The 20,575-nt window shown below is 56.2% G+C and carries 18 protein-coding genes and 1 tRNA gene; 10 read left to right on the top strand and 9 right to left on the bottom strand.

Annotation, left to right across the window (positions count from 1 at the left end):
- Window positions 1-214: 214 nt before the first annotated feature.
- The gene (locus INR77_RS10305; RefSeq protein ID WP_223070976.1) at window positions 215-706 is read right to left on the bottom strand and encodes an Hsp20 family protein; all 492 of its coding nucleotides are present in this window, start codon (window positions 704-706) and stop codon (window positions 215-217) included.
- Between the two features lie 170 nt (window positions 707-876).
- Here INR77_RS10305 and grxC point away from each other — a divergent pair, with 170 nt between their 5' ends.
- The 4 genes from grxC (at window position 877) to INR77_RS10285 (ending at window position 2,611) form a co-directional block, all read left to right on the top strand.
- Window positions 877-1,152 (top strand): glutaredoxin 3, encoded by a 276-nt coding sequence (gene grxC, locus INR77_RS10300; RefSeq protein WP_223070975.1) that lies wholly within the window; start codon window positions 877-879, stop codon window positions 1,150-1,152.
- Window positions 1,153-1,164: 12 nt separating this feature from the next.
- Window positions 1,165-1,980 (top strand): carbon-nitrogen hydrolase family protein, encoded by an 816-nt coding sequence (locus tag INR77_RS10295; RefSeq protein ID WP_223070974.1) that lies wholly within the window; start codon window positions 1,165-1,167, stop codon window positions 1,978-1,980.
- 9 nt (window positions 1,981-1,989) lie between these two features.
- Complete coding sequence (locus INR77_RS10290; RefSeq protein ID WP_223070973.1) at window positions 1,990-2,478, top strand: DUF1178 family protein; 489 nt, start codon at window positions 1,990-1,992, stop codon at window positions 2,476-2,478.
- Between the two features lie 56 nt (window positions 2,479-2,534).
- Window positions 2,535-2,611, top strand: a tRNA-Arg gene (locus INR77_RS10285).
- A gap of 13 nt (window positions 2,612-2,624) precedes the next feature.
- Here INR77_RS10285 and ggt read toward each other — a convergent pair.
- The 4 genes from ggt to INR77_RS10265 form a co-directional block, all read right to left on the bottom strand.
- Window positions 2,625-4,415 carry a gamma-glutamyltransferase gene (gene ggt, locus INR77_RS10280; protein ID WP_223070972.1) on the bottom strand — a complete coding sequence of 597 codons (1,791 nt, stop codon included), beginning with the start codon at window positions 4,413-4,415 and terminating at the stop codon, window positions 2,625-2,627.
- Between the two features lie 10 nt (window positions 4,416-4,425).
- Entirely contained in the window at window positions 4,426-4,971 is a 546-nt protein-coding gene (locus tag INR77_RS10275; protein WP_223070971.1) for a PepSY-associated TM helix domain-containing protein, read from the bottom strand.
- A 67-nt stretch (window positions 4,972-5,038) separates the two neighbouring features.
- Window positions 5,039-8,323, bottom strand: coding sequence for a glycosyl hydrolase (locus INR77_RS10270; protein WP_223070970.1), 3,285 nt, complete (start codon window positions 8,321-8,323; stop codon window positions 5,039-5,041).
- 515 nt (window positions 8,324-8,838) lie between these two features.
- Window positions 8,839-9,993: an MFS transporter gene (locus INR77_RS10265; protein WP_223073516.1), complete on the bottom strand. Its 1,155-nt coding sequence runs from the start codon at window positions 9,991-9,993 to the stop codon at window positions 8,839-8,841.
- A 245-nt stretch (window positions 9,994-10,238) separates the two neighbouring features.
- Between INR77_RS10265 and INR77_RS10260 the strand changes: the two genes are divergently transcribed.
- The 4 genes from INR77_RS10260 to INR77_RS10245 all read left to right on the top strand — a co-directional run bounded on the left by INR77_RS10260 (window position 10,239) and on the right by INR77_RS10245 (window position 14,437).
- Window positions 10,239-11,399 (top strand): acyl-CoA dehydrogenase family protein, encoded by a 1,161-nt coding sequence (locus tag INR77_RS10260; protein WP_223070969.1) that lies wholly within the window; start codon window positions 10,239-10,241, stop codon window positions 11,397-11,399.
- Between the two features lie 103 nt (window positions 11,400-11,502).
- Window positions 11,503-11,799 carry a septum formation initiator family protein gene (locus tag INR77_RS10255; RefSeq protein ID WP_223070968.1) on the top strand — a complete coding sequence of 99 codons (297 nt, stop codon included), beginning with the start codon at window positions 11,503-11,505 and terminating at the stop codon, window positions 11,797-11,799.
- 176 nt (window positions 11,800-11,975) lie between these two features.
- Window positions 11,976-13,070 (top strand): pyruvate dehydrogenase (acetyl-transferring) E1 component subunit alpha, encoded by a 1,095-nt coding sequence (gene pdhA / locus INR77_RS10250; RefSeq protein ID WP_223070967.1) that lies wholly within the window; start codon window positions 11,976-11,978, stop codon window positions 13,068-13,070.
- Window positions 13,070-14,437: a pyruvate dehydrogenase complex E1 component subunit beta gene (locus tag INR77_RS10245; protein ID WP_223070966.1), complete on the top strand. Its 1,368-nt coding sequence runs from the start codon at window positions 13,070-13,072 to the stop codon at window positions 14,435-14,437. Before pdhA ends, INR77_RS10245 begins: the two co-directional genes overlap by 1 nt.
- A gap of 61 nt (window positions 14,438-14,498) precedes the next feature.
- Here INR77_RS10245 and INR77_RS10240 read toward each other — a convergent pair whose 3' ends face one another.
- Genes INR77_RS10240 through INR77_RS10230 form a run of 3 tightly spaced genes read right to left on the bottom strand, consistent with a single transcriptional unit; the run spans window position 14,499 to window position 17,724 of the window.
- On the bottom strand, window positions 14,499-15,197 hold the full coding sequence (locus INR77_RS10240; RefSeq protein ID WP_255573732.1) for a TadE/TadG family type IV pilus assembly protein: 699 nt from the start codon (window positions 15,195-15,197) through the stop codon (window positions 14,499-14,501).
- Window positions 15,197-15,790, bottom strand: coding sequence for a TadE/TadG family type IV pilus assembly protein (locus INR77_RS10235; protein WP_223070965.1), 594 nt, complete (start codon window positions 15,788-15,790; stop codon window positions 15,197-15,199). The genes INR77_RS10240 and INR77_RS10235 overlap by 1 nt, the downstream gene beginning before the upstream one ends.
- A complete protein-coding gene (locus INR77_RS10230) occupies window positions 15,790-17,724 on the bottom strand; it encodes a VWA domain-containing protein (RefSeq protein ID WP_223070964.1) in 1,935 nt (644 codons plus the stop codon). Before INR77_RS10230 ends, INR77_RS10235 begins: the two co-directional genes overlap by 1 nt.
- A 215-nt stretch (window positions 17,725-17,939) precedes the next feature.
- Here INR77_RS10230 and INR77_RS10225 point away from each other — a divergent pair, with 215 nt between their 5' ends.
- On the top strand, window positions 17,940-18,590 hold the full coding sequence (locus tag INR77_RS10225) for a hypothetical protein (RefSeq protein WP_223070963.1): 651 nt from the start codon (window positions 17,940-17,942) through the stop codon (window positions 18,588-18,590).
- A gap of 42 nt (window positions 18,591-18,632) precedes the next feature.
- On the top strand, window positions 18,633-19,097 hold the full coding sequence (locus INR77_RS10220) for an EF-hand domain-containing protein (RefSeq protein WP_223070962.1): 465 nt from the start codon (window positions 18,633-18,635) through the stop codon (window positions 19,095-19,097).
- 84 nt (window positions 19,098-19,181) lie between these two features.
- On the opposite strand, the gene trmFO is transcribed toward INR77_RS10220, so the two are convergent.
- Window positions 19,182-20,567: a methylenetetrahydrofolate--tRNA-(uracil(54)-C(5))-methyltransferase (FADH(2)-oxidizing) TrmFO gene (gene trmFO, locus INR77_RS10215; RefSeq protein WP_223070961.1), complete on the bottom strand. Its 1,386-nt coding sequence runs from the start codon at window positions 20,565-20,567 to the stop codon at window positions 19,182-19,184.
- Between the last annotated feature and the right edge of the window lie 8 nt (window positions 20,568-20,575).

The following is a 20,575-nucleotide window of genomic DNA, read 5'->3' as shown; positions in this document are numbered from 1 at the left end:
GCTGCGGCAAAGAGCTCAGACCAAGATTGGCCGTCTACTGCGACCCGGTCGGCCAGTTTTGGTAGGAGGCGGCTATATGTCGCGAGGGGGCGGGTCACTGCGAACCGCCCCCTCTTTCATGGCTTGAGTTTAAATCACTGAATAAGCGAAGAGTATTGCAGGTCGCTCGGCCCCTAAACCGGGACCAACCAACGCTTACGCTCGCTCAGGCGGATTAGGCTGCGTCGGCCTCATCCGTGTCGTCTGAAGCCTCATCACTTGTCGGCACAGCGCTCAGTGTTGGAGTGCTGTTTACAGCGATCTTCTTGGGCTTCATCGCCTCTGGTATCTCTCGGACCAGATCGATCACAAGCAGGCCATCGGCAAGCGCGGCATTCTCAACGCGGACGTAGTCTGCAAGTTCGAAGCGACGCTCGAACCCGCGATTCGCAATGCCGACATGGAGCATTTCAGCGCCTTCATCGGCATCGTCGCGCTTGCGACCTTGAATGGTCAGCAAATTGGCCTGCGCGGTGATTTCAATATCCTGCGGGCGAAAACCAGCAACCGCGAGGGTGATGCGATAGCTGTCTTCGTTCTGCCGGGCGATATTGAACGGTGGGTAATTGTCCCCGGAATTCGCGCGCGCCTGATTTTCGAGCATATCGAAAAGGCGATCAAAGCCAACGGTGCTGCGGCGATAGGGGGTAAAATCAAGACGTGACATAATTACAAATCCTCTTCTTTGAGCAATTTGGTTTCAGAACGCAGGCCTGCACCACGCAGCGCCTGCTTGGGTTTGTCGCCAAGCGCATCTCCCAAGACTGGCGAAATGCAGCGACGCACTCTAATTAGGGTGCCAGATATGCCTTTCAAGAGGCTTTAGGGATACAAATTATGACAGCTCCAGTGCCAAAACCAGTGATTGATATTTACACCAAATTCGCCTGCCCTTTCTGCGTTCGGGCCAAACATTTGCTCGACAAAAAGGGCGCAGCTTACAACGAATATGACATTACCATGGGCGGCGAAAAGCGTGACGAGATGATGGAGCGCGCGCCGCAAGCCCGCACTGTGCCGCAGATTTTTATCGGCGACACGCACGTTGGCGGCTCAGACGATCTCGCAGCGCTTGAGGAAGCGGGCAAGCTCGACGCGCTTCTGGCCGGCTAGGGCGAGGCGCTGATGCCCAAGATTGCTGTCTTACAGATGACCTCAGGCATTGATCCAGAGGCGAATTTTAACACGATTGCCCGCGCAGTGCTGGATGCGAGCCTTGAAGGTGCAGAAATGCTCTTCACGCCTGAGATGTCCCTGCATTTGGACCGGGACCGCAAACGCGCGAGCCAGCATATTGAAGATGCAAACAGCAGCATCATGGCGCAGCGCCTTGCAAGTTTAGCAGGCGAAGTTGGTCTGTATCTTGCGGTCGGAGCGCCGCTGCGCACGAGCCAGGACAAGCTTGCCAATCGCCAATGGGTGTTTGGCCCAAATGGCGGCCCACCTGTTTCCTATGACAAAATCCATATGTTTGATGTTGAGCTTTCTACTGGTGAAAAATGGCGTGAAAGCAGCGCCTATGCGCCCGGCGAACAGGTTGTGACAATTGATCAGACGCCTTTGGGGAGGCTGGGCCTCACTATCTGTTATGATATGCGTTTTCCCGCCTTGTTTGAGGAACTTGGCCAGCGAAAGTGCGACGCTATCACGGTTCCCGCCGCTTTCACAAAGCCTACCGGCGAAGCGCATTGGCACGTCCTTCTCCGCGCCCGCGCCATTGAGGGGCAGGCGTTTGTAATCGCGGCCGCGCAGGTCGGAAAACACGAGGACGGGCGCGAAACCTATGGGCACAGTCTTGTCGTGGACCCATGGGGCGAAGTGCTCCTCGACATGGGCGGGGATGAGCCGGGTCTTGCATTCTGCGACATTGACCTCACTCGCATTGACGAGGTTCGCCAGCAGGTTCCTAGCCTTGCCAATCGCCGCAAAATTCCCAAATAGATAGATGAAATGATCGTATTCGACCTCCATTGTGAACACGGCCACCGCTTCGAAGGATGGTTCAAGTCCTCCTCCAATTTCGAGGAGCAGCAGGCGCGCGGACTTGTTACCTGTCCGCAATGTGAGAGCGATGTGGTAAGCAAAGCTCCGATGGCACCAGCGGTCCCGGCAAAAGGAAACACACGGCAAGAGGTTGTGCCTGCGACACAGCGACAGCCGGCACCCGCCGAGGCGCAAGCCGTTTCGAACGCACCGCCCCCTGAAGAAGTGAAAAAGGCAATCGAAGCTCTCGCAAAAGCGCAGGCTAAGGCTCTGGAAAAGAGCACTTATGTGGGCAAGAATTTCGTGAAAGAGGCGCGCGAAATGCACTATGGCGAGCGCGACGAAGCGCCGATCCACGGGCAGGCCAGCCTCGAAGAAGCCAAGCAGCTTGCCGAAGAGGGCGTACCGGTTGCCCCGCTTCCCTTTCCTGTCGCTCCACCTGAGAAACTCAATTGATCAAAGCCTGATTGATCGGTGAGTTCAGCTTGGCTATTGCAGCCCCAGCTTGGATTGGCCCCGTAGCTCAGCCGGATAGAGCACCAGATTCCTAATCTGGGGGCCGCGTGTTCGAATCACGCCGGGGTCACCAAGTGGTTTGCGCCCTAATACCCGCTCGCCTGACCGTCTTTGCGCATCTCGGTCGCTCCGGCATAAACACCGTTTCCTGCATCGCGCATGATCGCCTGATAGCCGCCAAACATAATGCCGTTGGACACCACGCGCACATTGTGGCCCATTGAGCGCAAAGCTTCGATGGTTTCGGCAGGGATACCAGGTTCCACGTTCAGAGTTCCCAGATCATCGTCAATCGGCCCGTCGAGGCTGTCGGTTGGCTGACGTCCGCCATCATGATTGATCCGCGCAGCATCGCCTGCTTCCTGGATGTTCATGCCATAGTCGACCATGTTGATAAGCACTTGGACATGGCCCTGTGGCTGCATCCCGCCACCCATCAGACCAAGTGTCATAAAGGGCTTACCGTCCTTCTTCACAAACGCCGGAATGATCGTATGGAACGGGCGCTTCGCTGGCTCGTAGGCATTGGGGTGCTTGGGATCGAGGCTGAACAATTCGCCGCGATCCTGAAACATGAAGCCCAGGCCATCGGGCACCAATCCGCCGCCCATGCCGCGATAGTTCGACTGGATAAGGCTCACCATCATCCCGTCCTTGTCGGTAACGGTGAGGTAGGTCGTGTCGCCTTCGCCTTCGAGTTTGGGCTCTGCTTTGGGTTCGCCGGGGGCGAATACAGGAGTTGCTTTGGCAGGGTCGATCAGAGCGAAACGTTTCTTACCGTATTCTTCGCTCAAAAGTTCTTCTGGCAAAGCGGAAAAATCGGGATCAGCATAAAAGCGCGCGACATCGGCATAGGCGAGCCGCTTTGCTTCGGTGATGTAGTGGATCACCTCAGGGCTTCCGCGTTCCCACTGGCGAAGGTCAACGTTCTTCAGAATGTTGACCATCTGCAATGCGGCGAAGCCTTGGCCGTTTGGTGGAAGTTCACACAGCTCAAAACCGTCTCGATATTCGGCGCAGCCAACGTCCACCCATTCACTGGAATGATTGGCGAAATCCTCCATCGTGTAGGCTGAGCCTTGGCGCTGGAGGTAGTCGACCATGACTTTGGCAAGCTCGCCTTCGTAGAACGCATCGCGGCCATCGCGCCCGATTGTCTCAAGCGTGTTGGCAAGGTCCGGATTTTTGAAGATGTCGCCAGCTTTGGGCGCGCCATTGGCGAAATAGGTCGCGCGGGCGTTGTCGAATTCAAACGGTGTGCTTTCAAGCCGACGTTCATAGGAACGCAGCCCCCGGTCGAGATACATCGCAATCACGGGGGCAACCGGATGACCTTTGCGCGCATATTCGACAGTTGGCGCGAGCACGTCGCTCATCGGCATCGAGCCAAAGCGCTCGTGCATGGCAAACCAGCCATCGACCGTGCCGGGGATCGTGACGGGTAGGGGGCCAACCGGCGGAAGCGCATCGGCGCCGTCCAGTTTCTCCAACAAGTCGTCCAATGTCTGCCCCGAAGGCGAGCGGCCAGAGCCGTTGAGGCCATAAAGCTCGCCCGTTTTCGGATCGTAGATAATCGCAAACAGATCGCCGCCAATGCCGTTTCCAGTCGGCTCCATTAGGCCAAGCGCCGCGTTTGCCGCGATTGCTGCGTCCACCGCATTACCGCCTTTACGCAAAATCTGGAGCGCGATTTGGGTTGCGAGCGGATGCGCGGTCGCGGCCATGCCGTTCTCAGCATAGACCGGGCTGCGCGACCAGTTTGCGCCCACGGGCCTGCCGCCTGCACCGATTTGTTCTTCGACGGGCTTTTGCGTTTCTGCGGCGATAGGTGCAGCGACAAGAGCCAAAAGGGAAGCGGTGGCGGCAAGCATTCTCATGGGACAACCCTTAATTCGTAATGGGGTTTGAGGCGGCTTTCTTGGTCCGCTTCTTTTTCGACTTCGCTAGGTAAGGTAACAAAAACAGATAGGCCCCGGTTCCCCACATTATGATGAGAATGACGCCAACAGGCAGAAAGACGTAAAGCTTCACCCAATCGGCAAACCATGAACCATCGTGGATCGCCTCGATTGTGTCAGAGCGTCGGTAAGCGACTTTGAGCACTTCGGCAGTGGAGGTGTCGACCTGAACCTCCCAGCCAGAATTGGCGCGAAGTTTCGCAATGCCTCGGTCCACCCGAAGATCGATGCGGTCTATGTCAGTCCAATCCTGAATGCCCGCTTCCGGGTGCTGGCTCGCCGCCTCGACCATTTGCTCATAAGAGATGGTGGGAATGGTCGCCTCAACCGCCCCGCGTTCAGTGCCGGGCTGGATCCACTCAATCTCTTTTTTGAGCATGAGGAAACCGCCCGCCACAAACATGATGGCAGCGGGGATGAAGACAGCGACAGAGAGCCAGTAGTGGATCTGACGAAACAGGCGTTTTGCGTTCATTGTCTCTCAAGTGAAGCGGGGGCTGCGCGAAGGCAAGCCCCCAACAACTTTTCAGGTCATCTGCGGGTTATTGCGGAAGCGCGCTACCGGCCACCCACGGTGCACCAGCGGCCTCAAGCTCGACTTCAAAGCCGGGAATGGTGCTTTCGGTAAGGGTGCGCAGACGGCTTTGAATGTCGGTAAACTCTGCCTTCGCATAGCCGAACTGATCGCGGTGCGAGGTCGTCGGGCCATAGGTCGATGCGCCAAGACCCATCATCACCAGACCAAGGCGGCTGCGAACGGTTGGCTGTGTACGCTCGCCAATGATTTGGCGTGCTTGATTGCCATTGAGAAGGCCGTCGAGCGCGTTTGCCTCGTCACGGATTGCTGTCAGGCGATTGTCGAGCGCGGTCGGGTCACCGCCGGCCCGCTCAACTGCCACTTGCATAAGTTCGATCCGCTTTTGTGTCGCATCAAGCGTGTTGGCAACGGCTGTAACCTTGCGGTCGAACGTCGAAACCTCTGCCCAGAAATCCGCTGCATCGGGTTGTGCGGGAAGGGCACCTTCGCGAAGACGCTCCACCATAAAGGGCTTGGGAGCCACAAGCTCGGTCGTGACACCGCGCACGCGTTTGGAAAGCGAGACAGTGTATTGGCCGGGACTGACAAGGAAGCCGCTGCCGTCCGAATTGGGACGAGGCATCCGCGTCACAGCCGACTGACTGGGATAACGAAGATCCCAATTGACCCGGTGGAAGCCTTTCTTGGTCGGGCCCTTTATCCGGCGCACCACATTGCCCTCCATATCGCGCACGGTGAGATAGATCGCAGGCTTTTCCTCAAAGACCTCTGCGGTCAGGCTGTCAAAGCTTGGCAAAGGTGTATCGCCCCCTTGCTTTGCAATCGGCTTCTCGCGCTCCTGGCGCATATCTTCAAGAGACTGAATGTCGTCTGCGAGATAGTATGTGAAGTTGGCGCCGAACGGCGGGTTGGGCGCGCGGAAATAGCCGTGCCCCTGACTGCCGCCCTCATCAAAAGCGAGGGGATGCTGCTCAATGTACCACCACGCTTTGCGGCCGGGGAAAAGCATCGCCTCTTGGGAAAGGCTCGCCTCGTTGATTTGGCGCAAAGGCGAGATGTCATCGACAATGAAGAAGCCGCGACCAAAGCTAGCTGCCACAAGGTCATCCTCGCGGCGCTGGATCGTCACATCGCGAAACGCAATCGTGGGTGCATCGCCGGTCATTTTGACCCATTTCTGACCACCATCAAGGCTGAAGAACAGCGCAAATTCAGTCGCCGTGAAAAGCAGGTTGGGGTTTTTGTGATCCTGAACAATGCGCCAAACGAGATGGCGATCAGGAATGTTGCTTTTGATCGAAGTCCATGTGCGGCCACGGTTCGTGCTCTTCAAAAGATACGGCTTGAAATCGCCATATTTGTGATTGTCGAGCGCGACATAGACCGTGTTCACATCGAAGAGATCGGCGCGAATGTCGTTGACGTAAGCGGTCGAGGGCACGCCGGGAAGCGAGCCGACTTCGATCCGGCGCCAAGTCTGGCCACCATTCTCCGTAACTTGGATCAGCCCATCGTCGGTGCCGACATAAAGCAGATTTTCATCCAGCGGGCTCTCACCGATATTCGCAATCGTGTTGTATTGCGACATGGCGAGCAGGTCCCAGCCAGCATCCCAACTCCATTGGCGTCCCTGAACGGGGAGGCGCAGGCGGTTTTGATTACGGGTAAGGTCAGGTGAAATTGCCCGCCACGTGTCGCCGCGATCATCCGAACGCCATAGGCGCTGCGAGGCGTGATAGATGCGCGTGGGTTGGTGAGCGCTCACCAGAATCGGCGCATCCCAGTTCCAGCGCATGATCGGCTCACCGGGCGCTGCTTGCGGTTGGATGTGGACGATCTCGCCCGTTATGCGGTCAACGCGCGCAAGATTACCCTGCTGCCACTGCGCATACATGATGTCGGGATTGCCCGGTTCGGTCGCCGATTGGTGGCCGTCTGCAAAAAGGGTGATAAACCAGTCATCGTTGCGAATGCCATGACGGTTATCGGTGCGCGATGGCCCCCCTTGCGAGTTGTTGTCCTGCGTCCCGCCATAAACGAAATAGAAGGGCTCGGCATCGTCAACCGCGACCTTGTAGAACTGCGTGATCGGCAGGTTGTTGATGAAGCGCCACGTTTTGGTGTGGTCATAGCTTTCATAAAGGCCGCCATCAGAACCAAACAAAACGTAGTCGGGATCGTCCGGACGGAAGGCCAGCGCGTGGTCGTCCACGTGCTTCAGATCGTTGTTGAGCCCGCTGAATGTCTTGCCGCCATCGTTCGAAATTTGCGACGTATTTGACATGAGGTAAATGCGGTCAAAATAGTGCGGGCTTGCATAAAGCTCTTGATAGTAGTGCGGCCCTGTTCCGCCTGAGACGGTATCAGACATCTTGGTCCAGCTGGAACCACGGTCGGTTGAGCGCCAGATACCACCTTCGCGGCGATCTGTTTCAATCGCTGCGTAAACCACGTCGGGCTGCATGGGAGAGATGGCGAGGCCAATCTTGCCCATATTGCCTTGAGGAAGACCTGTTTTCAGCTCACTCCACGTCTCGCCGCCGTCTTCTGAACGCCAGATGCCGCTTGCAGGACCACCGCCAACATAAGCCGCAACGGTGCGGTGACGCTGCCAGGTGGTCGCGTACAAACGATCAGGGTTGCGCGGGTCAATGATCAGATCGCCGGACCCGGTATATTCATTGTCAGACGAAAGAACGAGCTCCCATGTCTCTCCGCCATCGGTGGTCTTGTAGACGCCGCGTTCGCCCCCGGGGCTCCAGATCGGACCTTGAGCTGCGACCCATACGGTGTTCGAATCTTCCGGGTGAACGATGATCTTGCCGATCCGCTCGGACCCTTTGAGCCCCATGTTTTTCCACGTTTTTCCGCCGTCTTGGGATAGATAGATACCATCGCCATAGGCAAGGTGACGGCCACCGTGGTTCTCGCCCGTGCCAACCCAAATTCGGCTTGGATCGCTGGGGTCAAGGCCAAGCGAGCCAATGGAATAAGACCCTTGGCCATCGAACAGGCTGGTCCAAGTGGTTCCCGCATTCTCCGTCTTCCAAACGCCGCCAGAACCAACCGCAACATACCACGTGGCCGGATCTTCTGGTACAATCGCAATGTCGGCGATGCGCCCCGACATGAACGCTGGGCCAATTCCGCGAAGTTTGAAAGCGTCAAAAGTACCGCTCGACAAAGCAGGTTTGTCCGCGTCCTCTTGGGCAAAGGCAGAAGTGCCCAAACCAGAAAGCGCCAATCCAAGGACGGCAAGGCACGTGACGAAGAATTTTTGAAGCGACATACAACCCCCGTATCGCGGGGAAGGCTCCCCGCGCGAGCTTAATCCAAACAGCTAGCTAGAACCGCGTAGCGCCTGTGTTCGATCTATGTCCAAAGGCTAGGGCCTGATTAACCCTCTATCAAGAAAGACGCCCCGGACAATGAACGAACGATTAAAGGTTCAAAAAGCTCTTTTGCACGGCTCAACCGCAAGGTGAAACCGATGAACGGCATATTGAGCCGGACGAGTGACGAGATAAGAAAGGGACTAGGGCAAAGGGGCTAGGGGAAGGCGCAAAGAAAAAAGGGCGCTCGGCAAATTCCGGGAACAGCAAGCCGTTCGGAAATAAATGCCTTAGCGCCCTTTTTATATAACGGCCCGTCTATCGATCAGGCCGGGGTGGCTATGAGATCACTCGGATGAAACCTAAAAGTGGGAGCCAGCCTCCCGCCCTCGGTGTGTTCCTTAGCGGCCTCTTCACTTTGTTTAGACGCGCTTTACCTAAGATACACTAGCCAATGACTAGGGACTGTTACCTAGGTATTTGATCGGCTGCTTTCGGCAGAATCTCGATACGATGCGATCGACAGTCCAAGCACGCTGATCGAAAATCCTGCCATAAGTGCGCAGGTTCCGGCCCATCCAGCAAAGTCATAAACGCTTGTTCCCAAAATGCTGCCGACAGCACCGCCGATGAACATGAGCATGATATAGGAGGTGGTGAGCCGCGTACGGATCTGAGGCTCTTCGGTGAGGAATGTCATACGACCGGTCACGTCAATCGTTGGCCCCACAGCGTTGACGATAAAAAGGGGCACGATGATCAACCAGATTGAACCGCCCAGGGGATAAAGCAGGAATATCCCTGCGCATTGCACAATGGCCGCGATCATGCGCGCGCGGCGCGGTCCAATGCGATCGGCCAGCTTGCCAAGGCGCGGTGTCGCAAAGATGCTGACGATGGCAATGCCCGCCAGATAACCGACCGTATCGACCCCGTAGCCCATGTCATCGCTTGTCAAATAGAGCGCCAGGCCGAGCCAGACTGCGATGAAACTTGCAAAGTTCAGGGCCTGAATGATTCCTCCGATCAGCATATCGCGGTTCGAGCGGGCGATGGTGAAAACTGATAGGATAAGCGCGCTGTAGCTGCTTGATGGCCCCTTGTTCACCCGACCTTCGCTGCGCATCGCAAAGGGCAGGCAGATCGTTGTGCCAAACATGAGTACGACAGCGCACCAGTAAACGGCGCGCCAGCCAAAGTTTTCTGCGACAATCCCAGCGCCCACACGAGCAACCAGAATGCCAAAGATCACCCCCGCCGTAAGCAGCGCCATGACTTGGCCCAACCGTTCTGGCGCGACGCGTTTAGAGGCAAAGGTAGGAATGAGATAAGGCGCAATGGTGACAAAGCCCAAAGCGCTGGACGCAAGGGTGAAAAGCGTGAAACTTTCAGCCAGAGCCATTCCCAGCATAAACACACTTTGCGCGCCCACGAAAACGAGGCTTAGCGTCTTGTTGGAATAGCGGTCGCCCAAGGGGAGCAACAGTAAAATACCGAAGACCAGTGCGAGTTGATTGAGTGCAGGGACAATGCCGATCCGCGCATCGCTAACTCCAAAGTCTGCTGCAACTTCGCTGACGATGGGGTGGATGTAATAGGCATTGGCCGTGACCACCGCGACCGTCACAGCCAACGCATATTCTTGAGCTTTGGTGAGATAGCCGAGCGATTGTGCATTATGTGCAATGGCTTGCTCGGTATTGGTGGAAGCGTTCAGATCACACCTGCCTTTGAGGCCGTATCAATCGCGCCATTTATGAGTTCGCGGGGTTGCATGGGCGAGGTGAGTAGCATGAAAAAACCGATTGTGTTTGAAATTTGCACGCGGCCTCCTGATAAGGCGCCGGATTAGTGAACGAGAGAGGATAAGAAATGCCCCACGAGAGCGAAGAGGTCGCTGAAATCCGTCGCTCTGTGAGAGCATTGTGCGATGACTTTCCGGGGGAGTATTGGCGCGAGAAAGACGCAGCGCGTGATTACCCGGGCGAATTTGTTGACGCTCTTACCAAAGCGGGCTTCCTCGCCGCCTTGATACCAGCCGAATATGGCGGAAGCGGGCTGAGCCTCGATGCAGCCTGCGTTATCATGGAGGAAATCCAAGCTTCGGGTTGCAATGGCAGTTCGGCGCACGCGCAAATGTACATTATGAATACGCTGCTGCGCTTTGGTTCAGAAGAGCAAAAGGCGCGAGTTTTGCCGCGCATAGCGAATGGTGATCTGCGTCTGCAGGCCTTCGGCGTCTCAGAGCCCACCAGCGGCACCGACACGCTTAGCCTCAAGACCAAGGCTGTGCGTCACGCAGATGAATATGTCGTCTCCGGCCAGAAGATATGGACTAGCCGCGCCGAACATTCCGATCTCATGCTCTTGCTGGCCAGGACCACACCAAAAGAAGAGGTTGAGAAGAAAACCGAAGGGCTGTCGATCTTTCTGGTCGATATGCAAGAAGCGCTTAAGAAAGGCATGAGCATCAAGCCCATCCGCACGATGATGAACCATTCTTCATGCGAGGTGTTCTTCGACGATTTGCGCATCCCCGCATCGAGCCTCGTAGGCGAAGAGGGGAAGGGCTTTCGTTACATTCTCTCCGGAATGAACGCAGAGCGTATTCTCATTGCAGCGGAATGTATCGGCGATGCCAAGTGGTTCATCGAGCAAGCGCGAAGCTACGCCAGCGACCGCAACGTATTTTCCCGACCCATTGGTCAAAACCAAGGCGTGCAATTCCCCATCGCCCGTAGCTATGCGCAGATGCGAGCCGCTGAACTCATGGTTCACCACGCAGCGCAAGTGTATGACCAAGGTGGCAATCCGGGGGAGGAGGCCAATATGGCCAAGTTGCTGGCTTCCGAAGCAAGCTGGGCGGCGGCTGATATGTGTGTCCAGACGTTTGGCGGCTTTGGCTTTGCCGAAGAGTATGACGTCGAACGCAAGTTTCGCGAGGCGCGGCTTTACACGGTTGCCCCGATCTCGACCAATCTGATCCTCTCTTATCTGGCTGAACACGTTCTCGGTTTGCCGCGTTCATATTAGACAGATTCACCAATTTGGCGCGAAAATTTGCCGTTGATTCGCATTTCGCTTGCATGGGCGCGTTAACTGTGATTCTGTGACAATTGAAGGACAGGGAACCCCCATGCGAAGACAACCACAAGAACACGTGAAGCAAAGCCTCGCGCTTGTTTTGCTTGTGGTGCTTACAATCGGCGCAATTGCGGGGCCGACGGGGCTGTTGGCTTGGGCGGAAAATTCCGAAGTCCTTGCTGAACGGGAGGCGCGGATTGCGGCGCTCACCGAAAAACGTGATGCGTTGCAAAACCGGGTGCAACTGCTTGATCCCAATGGCGCTGATCCTGACCTTGTTGGCGAATTGGTGCGCAAGGATTTGGGAGTGCTTCACCCTGATGAGATCGTCGTCACTTTGGAAGACTGACTTTCTGCGACCGTTTTGGTTCGTGAAAATACCAGAATTAACCGTACTGGTAATTTAATACCTATTCACCGCGCTTGACGTTGCGTCACCCTGGGAGTGCTGCCTATAGCGGTGGGCAAGACGCTTGTTTTGAGGCATTTCCTCAGACAAGTCGCATGAGAGAAGGGACACTCACTTTGGCTAAGAAACCCGCCGCCAGAAAGCCCGCGATAAAGAAAGCGCCGGCCTCCCCCGCGCCATCAGATGACAGCGATTTTATCCTCCACTCGTTACAGGAGGAGTTTGAAAAAAGTAAAACCTATGCAGCAAGCGATGAGCAGATGCTTGAATTTTACAAGCAGATGCTGCTCATCCGCCGGTTTGAGGAAAAGGCGGGCCAGCTGTACGGCCTCGGCCTGATTGGCGGTTTCTGCCACCTTTATATCGGTCAGGAAGCTGTTGCGATTGGTCTGCAATCCGCGCTCGACAATGACAAGGACAGCGTGATCACCGGCTACCGTGATCACGGGCATATGCTTGCCTATGGCATTGATCCCAAAGTCATTATGGCTGAGCTGACGGGCCGTGAAGCCGGGATTTCGAAGGGCAAAGGCGGGTCAATGCATATGTTCTCGACCGAGCACAAATTTTACGGCGGCCACGGTATTGTCGGTGCTCAGGTTGCGCTTGGCGGGGGGCTCGCGCTCGCTCATCAATACAATGAGGACGGGGGCCTGTGCCTTGCCTATTTCGGCGATGGTGCGGCGAACCAGGGGCAGGTTTACGAGACGTTCAACATGGCCGCGCTTTGGAACCTGCCAATCGTATTCGTGGTCGAGGATAACCAATACGCAATGGGCACAGCCAGCGCCCGCTCGTCAGCTGAAACCCGCTTCCACCGCCGCGGCACGGCCTTCCGCATTCCGGGCATGGACGTAAACGGCATGGACGTCCTCGAAGTGCGCGCGGCGGCTGAGGTTGCGTTCAAGCACGTGCGCGAGGGCAAGGGGCCGGTTCTCATGGAACTCAACACCTATCGCTATCGCGGCCACTCCATGTCTGACCCGGCCAAATACCGCACCCGCGACGAAGTGCAGGAACAGCGCGAGAAACACGACCCGATTGAGCGGCTCAAGCGCACGCTGATCGAAAAGGGCCATGATGAGGCTGACCTAAAGGCTATCGACAAGGACATTCGCAAGATCGTGACCGAAGCCGCTGATTTCTCCGAAAGTTCGCCAGAGCCGGATCCATCCGAACTCTACACCGATGTTTTGGTGGAGAATTACTGATGGCTATCGAACTCAAAATGCCCGCTCTGTCGCCCACAATGGAGGAGGGCACACTTGCCCGCTGGCTTAAGGCTGAGGGCGATACAATCGAGCCCGGCGATATCATCGCGGAGATCGAAACCGACAAAGCCACAATGGAATTTGAGGCCATCGACGAAGGCGTGCTTTCGAAAATCCTTGTTGAGGAAGGCACTGAGAATGTCGCTGTCGGCACGGTGATTGCGCATATGGAAGGCGAGGGGGCTGAGGCTTCTCCGGCGCCTACGCCAGACCCAACGCCGGCTCCCGCTCCGACACCTGCGCCTGCTGCGTCCGAAGGAACTGCGGCGAGCCCGCCCAAGGCTAAAGCCAGGGCCAGCGATCCGGCAATCCCTGAGGGCACGAGCTTCACCTCGACAACCGTGCGCGAAGCCTTGCGTGATGGCATGGCCGAAGAAATGCGCGCTGACCCGCGTGTCTTCGTCATGGGTGAGGAAGTCGCCGAGTACCAAGGGGCTTACAAAGTCACCCAAGGCTTGCTCGACGAGTTTGGTCCAAAGCGCGTGATTGATACGCCGATCACCGAATATGGCTTTGCTGGCATTGGTGCGGGCGCTGCGATGGGGGGCTTGCGTCCAATTGTCGAGTTTATGACCTTCAACTTCGCCATGCAGGCGATTGACCACATCATCAACTCGGCGGCTAAGACCAATTATATGTCAGGCGGCCAGATGCGTTGCCCCATCGTGTTTCGTGGCCCCAATGGTGCGGCATCGCGTGTAGGGGCACAGCACTCACAAAACTATGGCCCATGGTATGCCAGCGTCCCCGGCCTGATCGTCATTGCACCCTATGATGCGTCGGATGCAAAGGGCTTGATGAAGGCGGCAATCCGTTCAGAGGATCCGGTGGTCTTCCTCGAAAATGAACTCGTCTATGGCCGCAGCTTCGATGTGCCAGACCTCGACGATCACGTGCTCCCCATCGGCAAGGCGCGGATCATGCGTGAGGGCAAGGATGCGACCATCGTATCCTATTCCATCGGTGTGGGCCTCGCGCTTGAAGCGGCTGAAACGCTTGCGGAAGAGGGGATTGACGCAGAAGTCATTGACCTTCGCACCCTGCGCCCGCTGGACAAGGAAACCGTGCTTAAGAGCCTTGCCAAGACCAATCGTCTTGTCATCGCGGAAGAAGGCTGGCCGACTTGCTCCATCGCGTCTGAAATTGTCGCGATCTGTATGGAAGAGGGATTTGACGATCTTGATGCACCCGTCACGCGGGTTTGCAACGAGGACGTGCCGCTTCCCTATGCAGCCAACCTTGAAAAGCTTGCGCTGATTGACGCACCACGCATTGTCGAGGCCGTCAAAAAGGTTTGTTACAAGTAAGAAAAAAGGGGAGGGCGACGGTTGGCCGCTCTCCCCAAAATTCGCGCAATCGCCAAATGCTTCAGGCGAGGTCTTTGGTGTATTGATTGCACCGTGCGACCGGGCTCACCGGATTGGTTTGCTGCAGGCCGCTCAAATCACGCACGTCGCGAATATTGAACGCTGCTTCGTACTGGAATTCTTTTTCACCGAACAATTCGAACGGCGTGATGTGATCATAGGTGTAATACACCTCTACAAAGATAACCGCCGTTCCCGCGCTTGCTGTGACCGGCTTGGCCGGATCGCCCATGCCCTTGAAAGCTGTGCCATCCGCCCCGGTGCCTTCCGTCCCGTATTTGGAATTCTTCACCTTCGCACCCCGGCAACGCTGCCATGCGATCCATTGGCCGCCATCGGCGTTCACCTGGAGGCTTGATATGATCACGCGGCCGTTTTCAAAGATGCCGTATTTCTCGCCAAGCCGTTCGGCACCGACCAGAACGCCGTTGATATCCTTTTCGGTTACAACCTGCGCGGCGAGCGCGCTATCGCCAACGCGGCTCGCATTATCGGCGACCTGCATTGCGATTTGGCTCATCTGCATATGCGAGATCGCAAAATAGGCCGTTTCAGTGCCCAGCATCCCCATGCTGAGCGTGATTGGCGCTGCAAATGCAAATTCGGTGAGGGCAATGGCCGAATTGTCGCGTACCAGAGTGCGCAGTTTGCTTGCTGCTTTGCGCAGCCGCGTAAATTTGGGGGCTTTGATCTTGCTCACTAGCAATTCCCTTGTGAAACAGAGACAACCTGTTCGGCATATGGCTGGTTGCGAAGAACGGTCGAGGCGCTCAAATTGATAGTGTCGGAAAGACCCGCCAGATAAGCCATCGGCAAAAGCCGGTCATAGCTGACGTTGACTGTATAAAGCACCGCGTCGCGTGCCCCGCCAATGCCTTCTGCGCCGCGATCCTTATCCCATTGCCCGTTGTTGTTGTAATCAATGTACGGCTCGCCGCCGTCGCATTTGCCGTTGCCATTGGTGTCGGTGTATTCTTCTTCCTGACCAATGTCCTCGAATTCGAAGTGAGACAGCTTTACAAGCTCGACTTTGGCAGTGGCGGGCACGACATTGCGGACCTGATTGATCACTCTGTCATCGATATCTTCCTGCCTCACCACGCCCGTCTCGAGAGTGAGGTCGCGCGCTGCCTTTTGAATGGCGCCGTTCATCAGCGAGTTGGTATAGCTTGAGTGAGCCATATCAAAGATACCCATGATCATCAGGATCAGGACCGGCGCGACCAGAGCGAACTCTGTTAATGCCGCGCCTTGGGTATCGCGCTTCAAGCGTTGAGTAGTCTTGATAGCCATTACTTGGTCAACCTCAGGTCAGCGATCTTTTCAGCGATCTCGCGGAATTTTTCATCGAGTTCGTCACCGTCGGCTGCGCGCATGGCACGGCCCGGAGTCGCACAGTCGATGAGGTTTTGCGAAAGCGCCGTGCCAAAAGCGACCACCCAAACGGTGATGTTCTTGTTGCGAACCGCGCGGCAAGCGGCCTGAAAGCGTTCGGCGTGGATGGCGGTGTTGTTGTCCTGGTCGCCGTCGTCGGTGACGCGGCGATCCCACCATTCGTAACCCCACGGCGAATAGACGCGGTTGTTTCCGAACATCACACCATCGGTCATAAACACGATATGGCGCGAGATGGATTGACCGTTTGAGCCTGTCTGATTGCGCGACGAGAAAATGCCATCGGGCGAAATCATCCGGCCACCCCAGATCATTCCGATATCGTGGTATGTCGCACCGTCTGCAACAAAGCCTTCCGCAGCACTCAGATAATCTTCAAGCTCAGAGCGATTAGGCATTTCATCGAGCTGGCGAACTGGCTTGGGACAGGTTGTCCAGATTGGCTGCTTGTCCTCTTCAGAACGCATATTGGCCAGAACGTAGTTCGCCTCATCGTAACGGTTTGAGTTATCGTTGTAGCGAGGGCGCACCAAGGTCGGGAGCATGGGGGCCCAGCGTTGAGCCTCGCTGCTCGGTACAAGGTCGATATCAACGTCAAACGCACCCGCTGGAACCGGATCCCAAACGGCAGTGTTTACGGTTTGAGCTTCTTCGATACAGCCGTTCCAGTTGTGCGTTTCGACCGCCATGTCATCGCCGGTGTTGGCTTGAAGGAATCCGCTCGAAAGGACTCCGCTAACGTTGTAGGACACAGGCTTGTATTCCCAATCCCACTCGTAAGGGGTGTCTTCAACAATAGTGATTGTTGACCACGCGTCATACGACTGGCGGTTAAAATACAAGCGACATTCACGGTACGTCGACGAGGTGTAACCAAACCACGTCCCGCTTGAAAAGTTGAGGTTGAGATACTGAGCGATCCCTTCGTAAACAGAGATCGTCCTGGTCCCCTCGGTTGTTTGTGAAACCAGCGTCAGCCCAGCGGGATCGTGCGTGATGTATTCGTTGTTGCCCGGCTCGTTGGTGAAGGCAACGTCCACGCAATCGTTATATGTCGGGAGAATTTCGCTGTAATACTGCTGGTTAGGCAGGTTTTGGAAATTGGTTGCATTGCCAGTACGAACGACATCGATGCTTTCGGTCGTAGGCGTTCCGAAAGTGCGGATTGTCTCGCGCGATTGATAGGTGTGGGTCGATTTCATCCAGCTGGCTTGGAGAAGTTGGCCAACATTGACCTGAGAGGAATAAGGCACAATCCCATAGCGCACCTGCGCTGCATCAGATGTTGCGTCCTCAATCGTGTCATAGAACGACAGGGTCGCATCCCGCAGATCCTGAATGGGCTGGCCGTCCATCGAGCCAGTGGTATCGAGCACCAGCACAATGTCTGTGTTCGCAATGTTGATGTCTGCCTGACATTCGACTTCGATCGGGAAGTTTTTGTAGCCGAACGCGCCCATGATCGAGGATGGAAGCTTGCCTGACGCCGTTCCGTTCACCTCGCCATCGCTAGTCCCGACGTAATTGCGCTCAAGCTCTTCAAGCCCGAAGGTGCCTTCTTTGTAATTGTTGTCAAAAAAGTTGAGGCCGACCGTCTTGTGCTCATTGTTGAAGTCGTTGTCATCCATCGCGCGGCGCGCGGCAAGAGCGCCTGCGTCACAAGCCGCCTGAAGGCGCGATTCCGCCATGTAGTAGCGACTTGCATCAACGCCGCCTCCGACCATGGCCATCAGCGGCAGCATCGCCGCTGCTGAAATAGCGAGCGTGTTCGCAGTCGTATCCCGCGCTATGCGCCGGAGAAACGAGCCCGTCGGTATCAGCGATTTACCCATGGTACTTTGTCCTCAAGGTTGTTTTTCGCGTGCAAATTCCACGAAAATTTAGCTATTGGACCGTGGTGATAGACCAATGGGGGTAAGCGGATTGCGAAGCTTTCTGGTTAACGCAATCTTACTCAATCCCCCTCGTTTTAACTTCAGTTTCCAACCCGAACATTTGCCAAAGCGAGATTGCAAACTCTCGCGTCCCCACCCTAGAAGTTGCCCCGATGTCTGCTGTTTTAGATGAAATCCTGCCCGCCGAAATCGAGCTTGCGCTTGCGCACACGCCGCGGCTCTATCGCCGCTCGTTAAGGATATTCTTTGAGCTTGATGTGCGTTTGGGCCGCATTGTAGCTGGGACCAGTGAGACCATGCTGGGCCAGATGCGGCTTGCATGGTGGCGCGAAACCTTGAACAAACCCGTAAGCGAGCGTCCGGGGGGAGACGTGGTGCTTGATGCTGTCGGGGGCGAATTTGCAGGTCGTGAAGCCTCCCTCATCCCCTTGATTGATGGCTGGGAGCATTTGCTGGCCGAGCCACCCCTTGCCCAAGCGGATGCGTTCGCCTTTGCAGAGGGCCGCGCCAAGGCGTTAGTCGGCGTGTTCGGCGAGGCAGGGACAGGGATTGGTCATATCGAGGCGAAGAGCTGGGCGCTTGCAGACCTTGCCTGCAATGTTTCGCTCGAAGAAGAGCGCGAGATGCTGACCACGCTTGGATTGCAGCTTGGAACCGCAGACAAACGACTGCCATCTGCGATGAAGGGCCTGGCAGTGCTCAGCGCTTTATCATTGAGATCGCTTAAAAAAGGAGGGCGCCCATTAATGGAAGGCCGGGGCGCATCACTCACCGCAATAAGAGCCGCTTTCTTCGGACGCTAAGTCAATGTACTTATGCCGCTGTGGCTGAATGAGGGAAAGCAGATGCGTCAAACAGTGCTTGGTGTGTTCTTGGGACTAGTCTTTGCAGGCGTTGGCGTGTTCTGGTGGCAGGGCCGCGCACAGGTAGAGGCTAATGCGCCGCCTCCGCCTGAGCCAGAGGAGATTGTGCAGGTTGACCCTGATGCTCTTCCTGAAAGCGATGCGGGCGATATGATCGGGCCTGCTCCGCCCGAAGCATCTGAGCTAACCCGCGAAGAGCGCCGTTTTTTTCGTTACGACCGCAACCGCGACCGCAAAATCACGCGCAATGAGATGCTCTCAACGCGCTCGGACGCGTTTCGCAAGCTCGATAAAGACGGCAATAATTTGCTGACATTTGAGGAATGGGCGGTGCGCACATCGGATCGCTTCGCCGAGATGGATAGCAATGGCGATGCGGAATTGACGCAGGCCGAGTTTGCGACCTCTGCGCCAAAGCGGACGCGTAAGCCAGCGTGTCGTTGTTAGCTCATCTGTGATTTCCTGCGCACGCAGGAATCCATCTCGTAAACCTGATGATGGACTCCAGCTTTCGCTGGAGATCGCGAAGGATCAGGCAGGTTCGACCTCTCGCGTTCCGGCAATCCACTGCGCCAAATCCGCCTTTGCTCGCGAAGTGTACGCTTCCTTGCGCTGTTTCTTCTTCACCTCATGCAGCGGCGGGAAGAGGCCGAAATTCACATTCATCGGCTGAAACGTTGCTGCGTCTGCATCGCCGGTGATGTGGCTCAAAAGCGCGCCCATGGCGGTCGTTGCGGGCAGGGGCGTCCACTCTTTGCCGGCAAGCTCGGTGGCGGTCATCATCCCTGCAACAAGGCCGATTGCCGAGCTTTCGACATAGCCTTCGCAGCCCGTCACTTGCCCCGCAAAGCGAATATGGGGCGCGGCTTTCAAACGCAATTGCCGGTCGAGTACTTCGGGCGAATTGAGGAAAGTGTTTCGGTGTAGGCCGCCAAGCCTTGCAAATTCCGCGTTTTCTAAACCCGGAATGGTGCGGAAAAGGTCAATCTGCGCGCCATATTTAAGCTTGGTTTGGAAACCTACCATGTTCCAAAGCGTGCCAAGCTTATTGTCCTGGCGAAGCTGCACCACCGCATAGGGCCAGCGCCCTTGCGGATGTTCTTCACTGGTGTCGTAAGGATTGTCGAGGCCCACACCCTTCATCGGGCCATAACGAAGTGTCTCAACCCCGCGCTCGGCCATCACTTCGATCGGCATACAGCCATCAAAATAAGGAGTGTCTTTCTCCCACTCCTTGAACTCGCCTTTTTCGCCTTCGATCAGGCCTTTGTGAAAAGCGAGATATTGCTCCTTCGTCATCGGGCAATTGATGTAATCGCCGTCTTCGTTGGAGGCTTCGGTCCGTTTGTTCCAGCGCGACTGGATCCAGCATTTAGACATATCAATGCTGTCGCGGTGAACGATGGGAGCGATGGCATCGAAGAAAGCAAGGCGTTCCTGCCCTGTAGTTCCAATGATGCTTTGCGCTAGCGATTGCGCGGTAAGGGGGCCAGTCGCGACAATGGTAAGGCCTGCCTCGGGCAGCTGGTCCACGCGCTCTCGCACGATCTCTACGTTAGGGTGCTCTTTCAGCGCTTTTTCAACTTCGGCGGAAAACACATCGCGGTCCACCGCCATCGCGCTTCCTGCGGGCACGCGGGCAATTTCGCCGGCGCGCATAACTATGGAATTCAACTCACGCATCTCGTGGTGAAGCAGGCCCACCGCGTTCTTTGTATCATCATCCGAACGAAAACTGTTTGAGCACACCAGTTCAGCGAGGCCGTCGGTCTGGTGCGCAGGCGTCATCTCACCCGAACCGCGCATTTCAGAAAGGCGCACTTTGATCCCGCGATTGGCAAGCTGCCAAGCGGCTTCTGATCCGGCAAGGCCGCCACCGATAATGTGGACATCGTGTGTGAATTGGGTTGTCGTCATGGCTCGCG

The sequence above is a fragment of the Erythrobacter sp. SCSIO 43205 genome (genome assembly GCF_019904235.1).
In the GTDB taxonomy this organism is placed as follows: Bacteria; Pseudomonadota; Alphaproteobacteria; order Sphingomonadales; family Sphingomonadaceae; genus Erythrobacter.
Note: the sequence above shows the minus strand (reverse complement) of the source record. Positions and strands in the feature narration are given on the sequence as shown.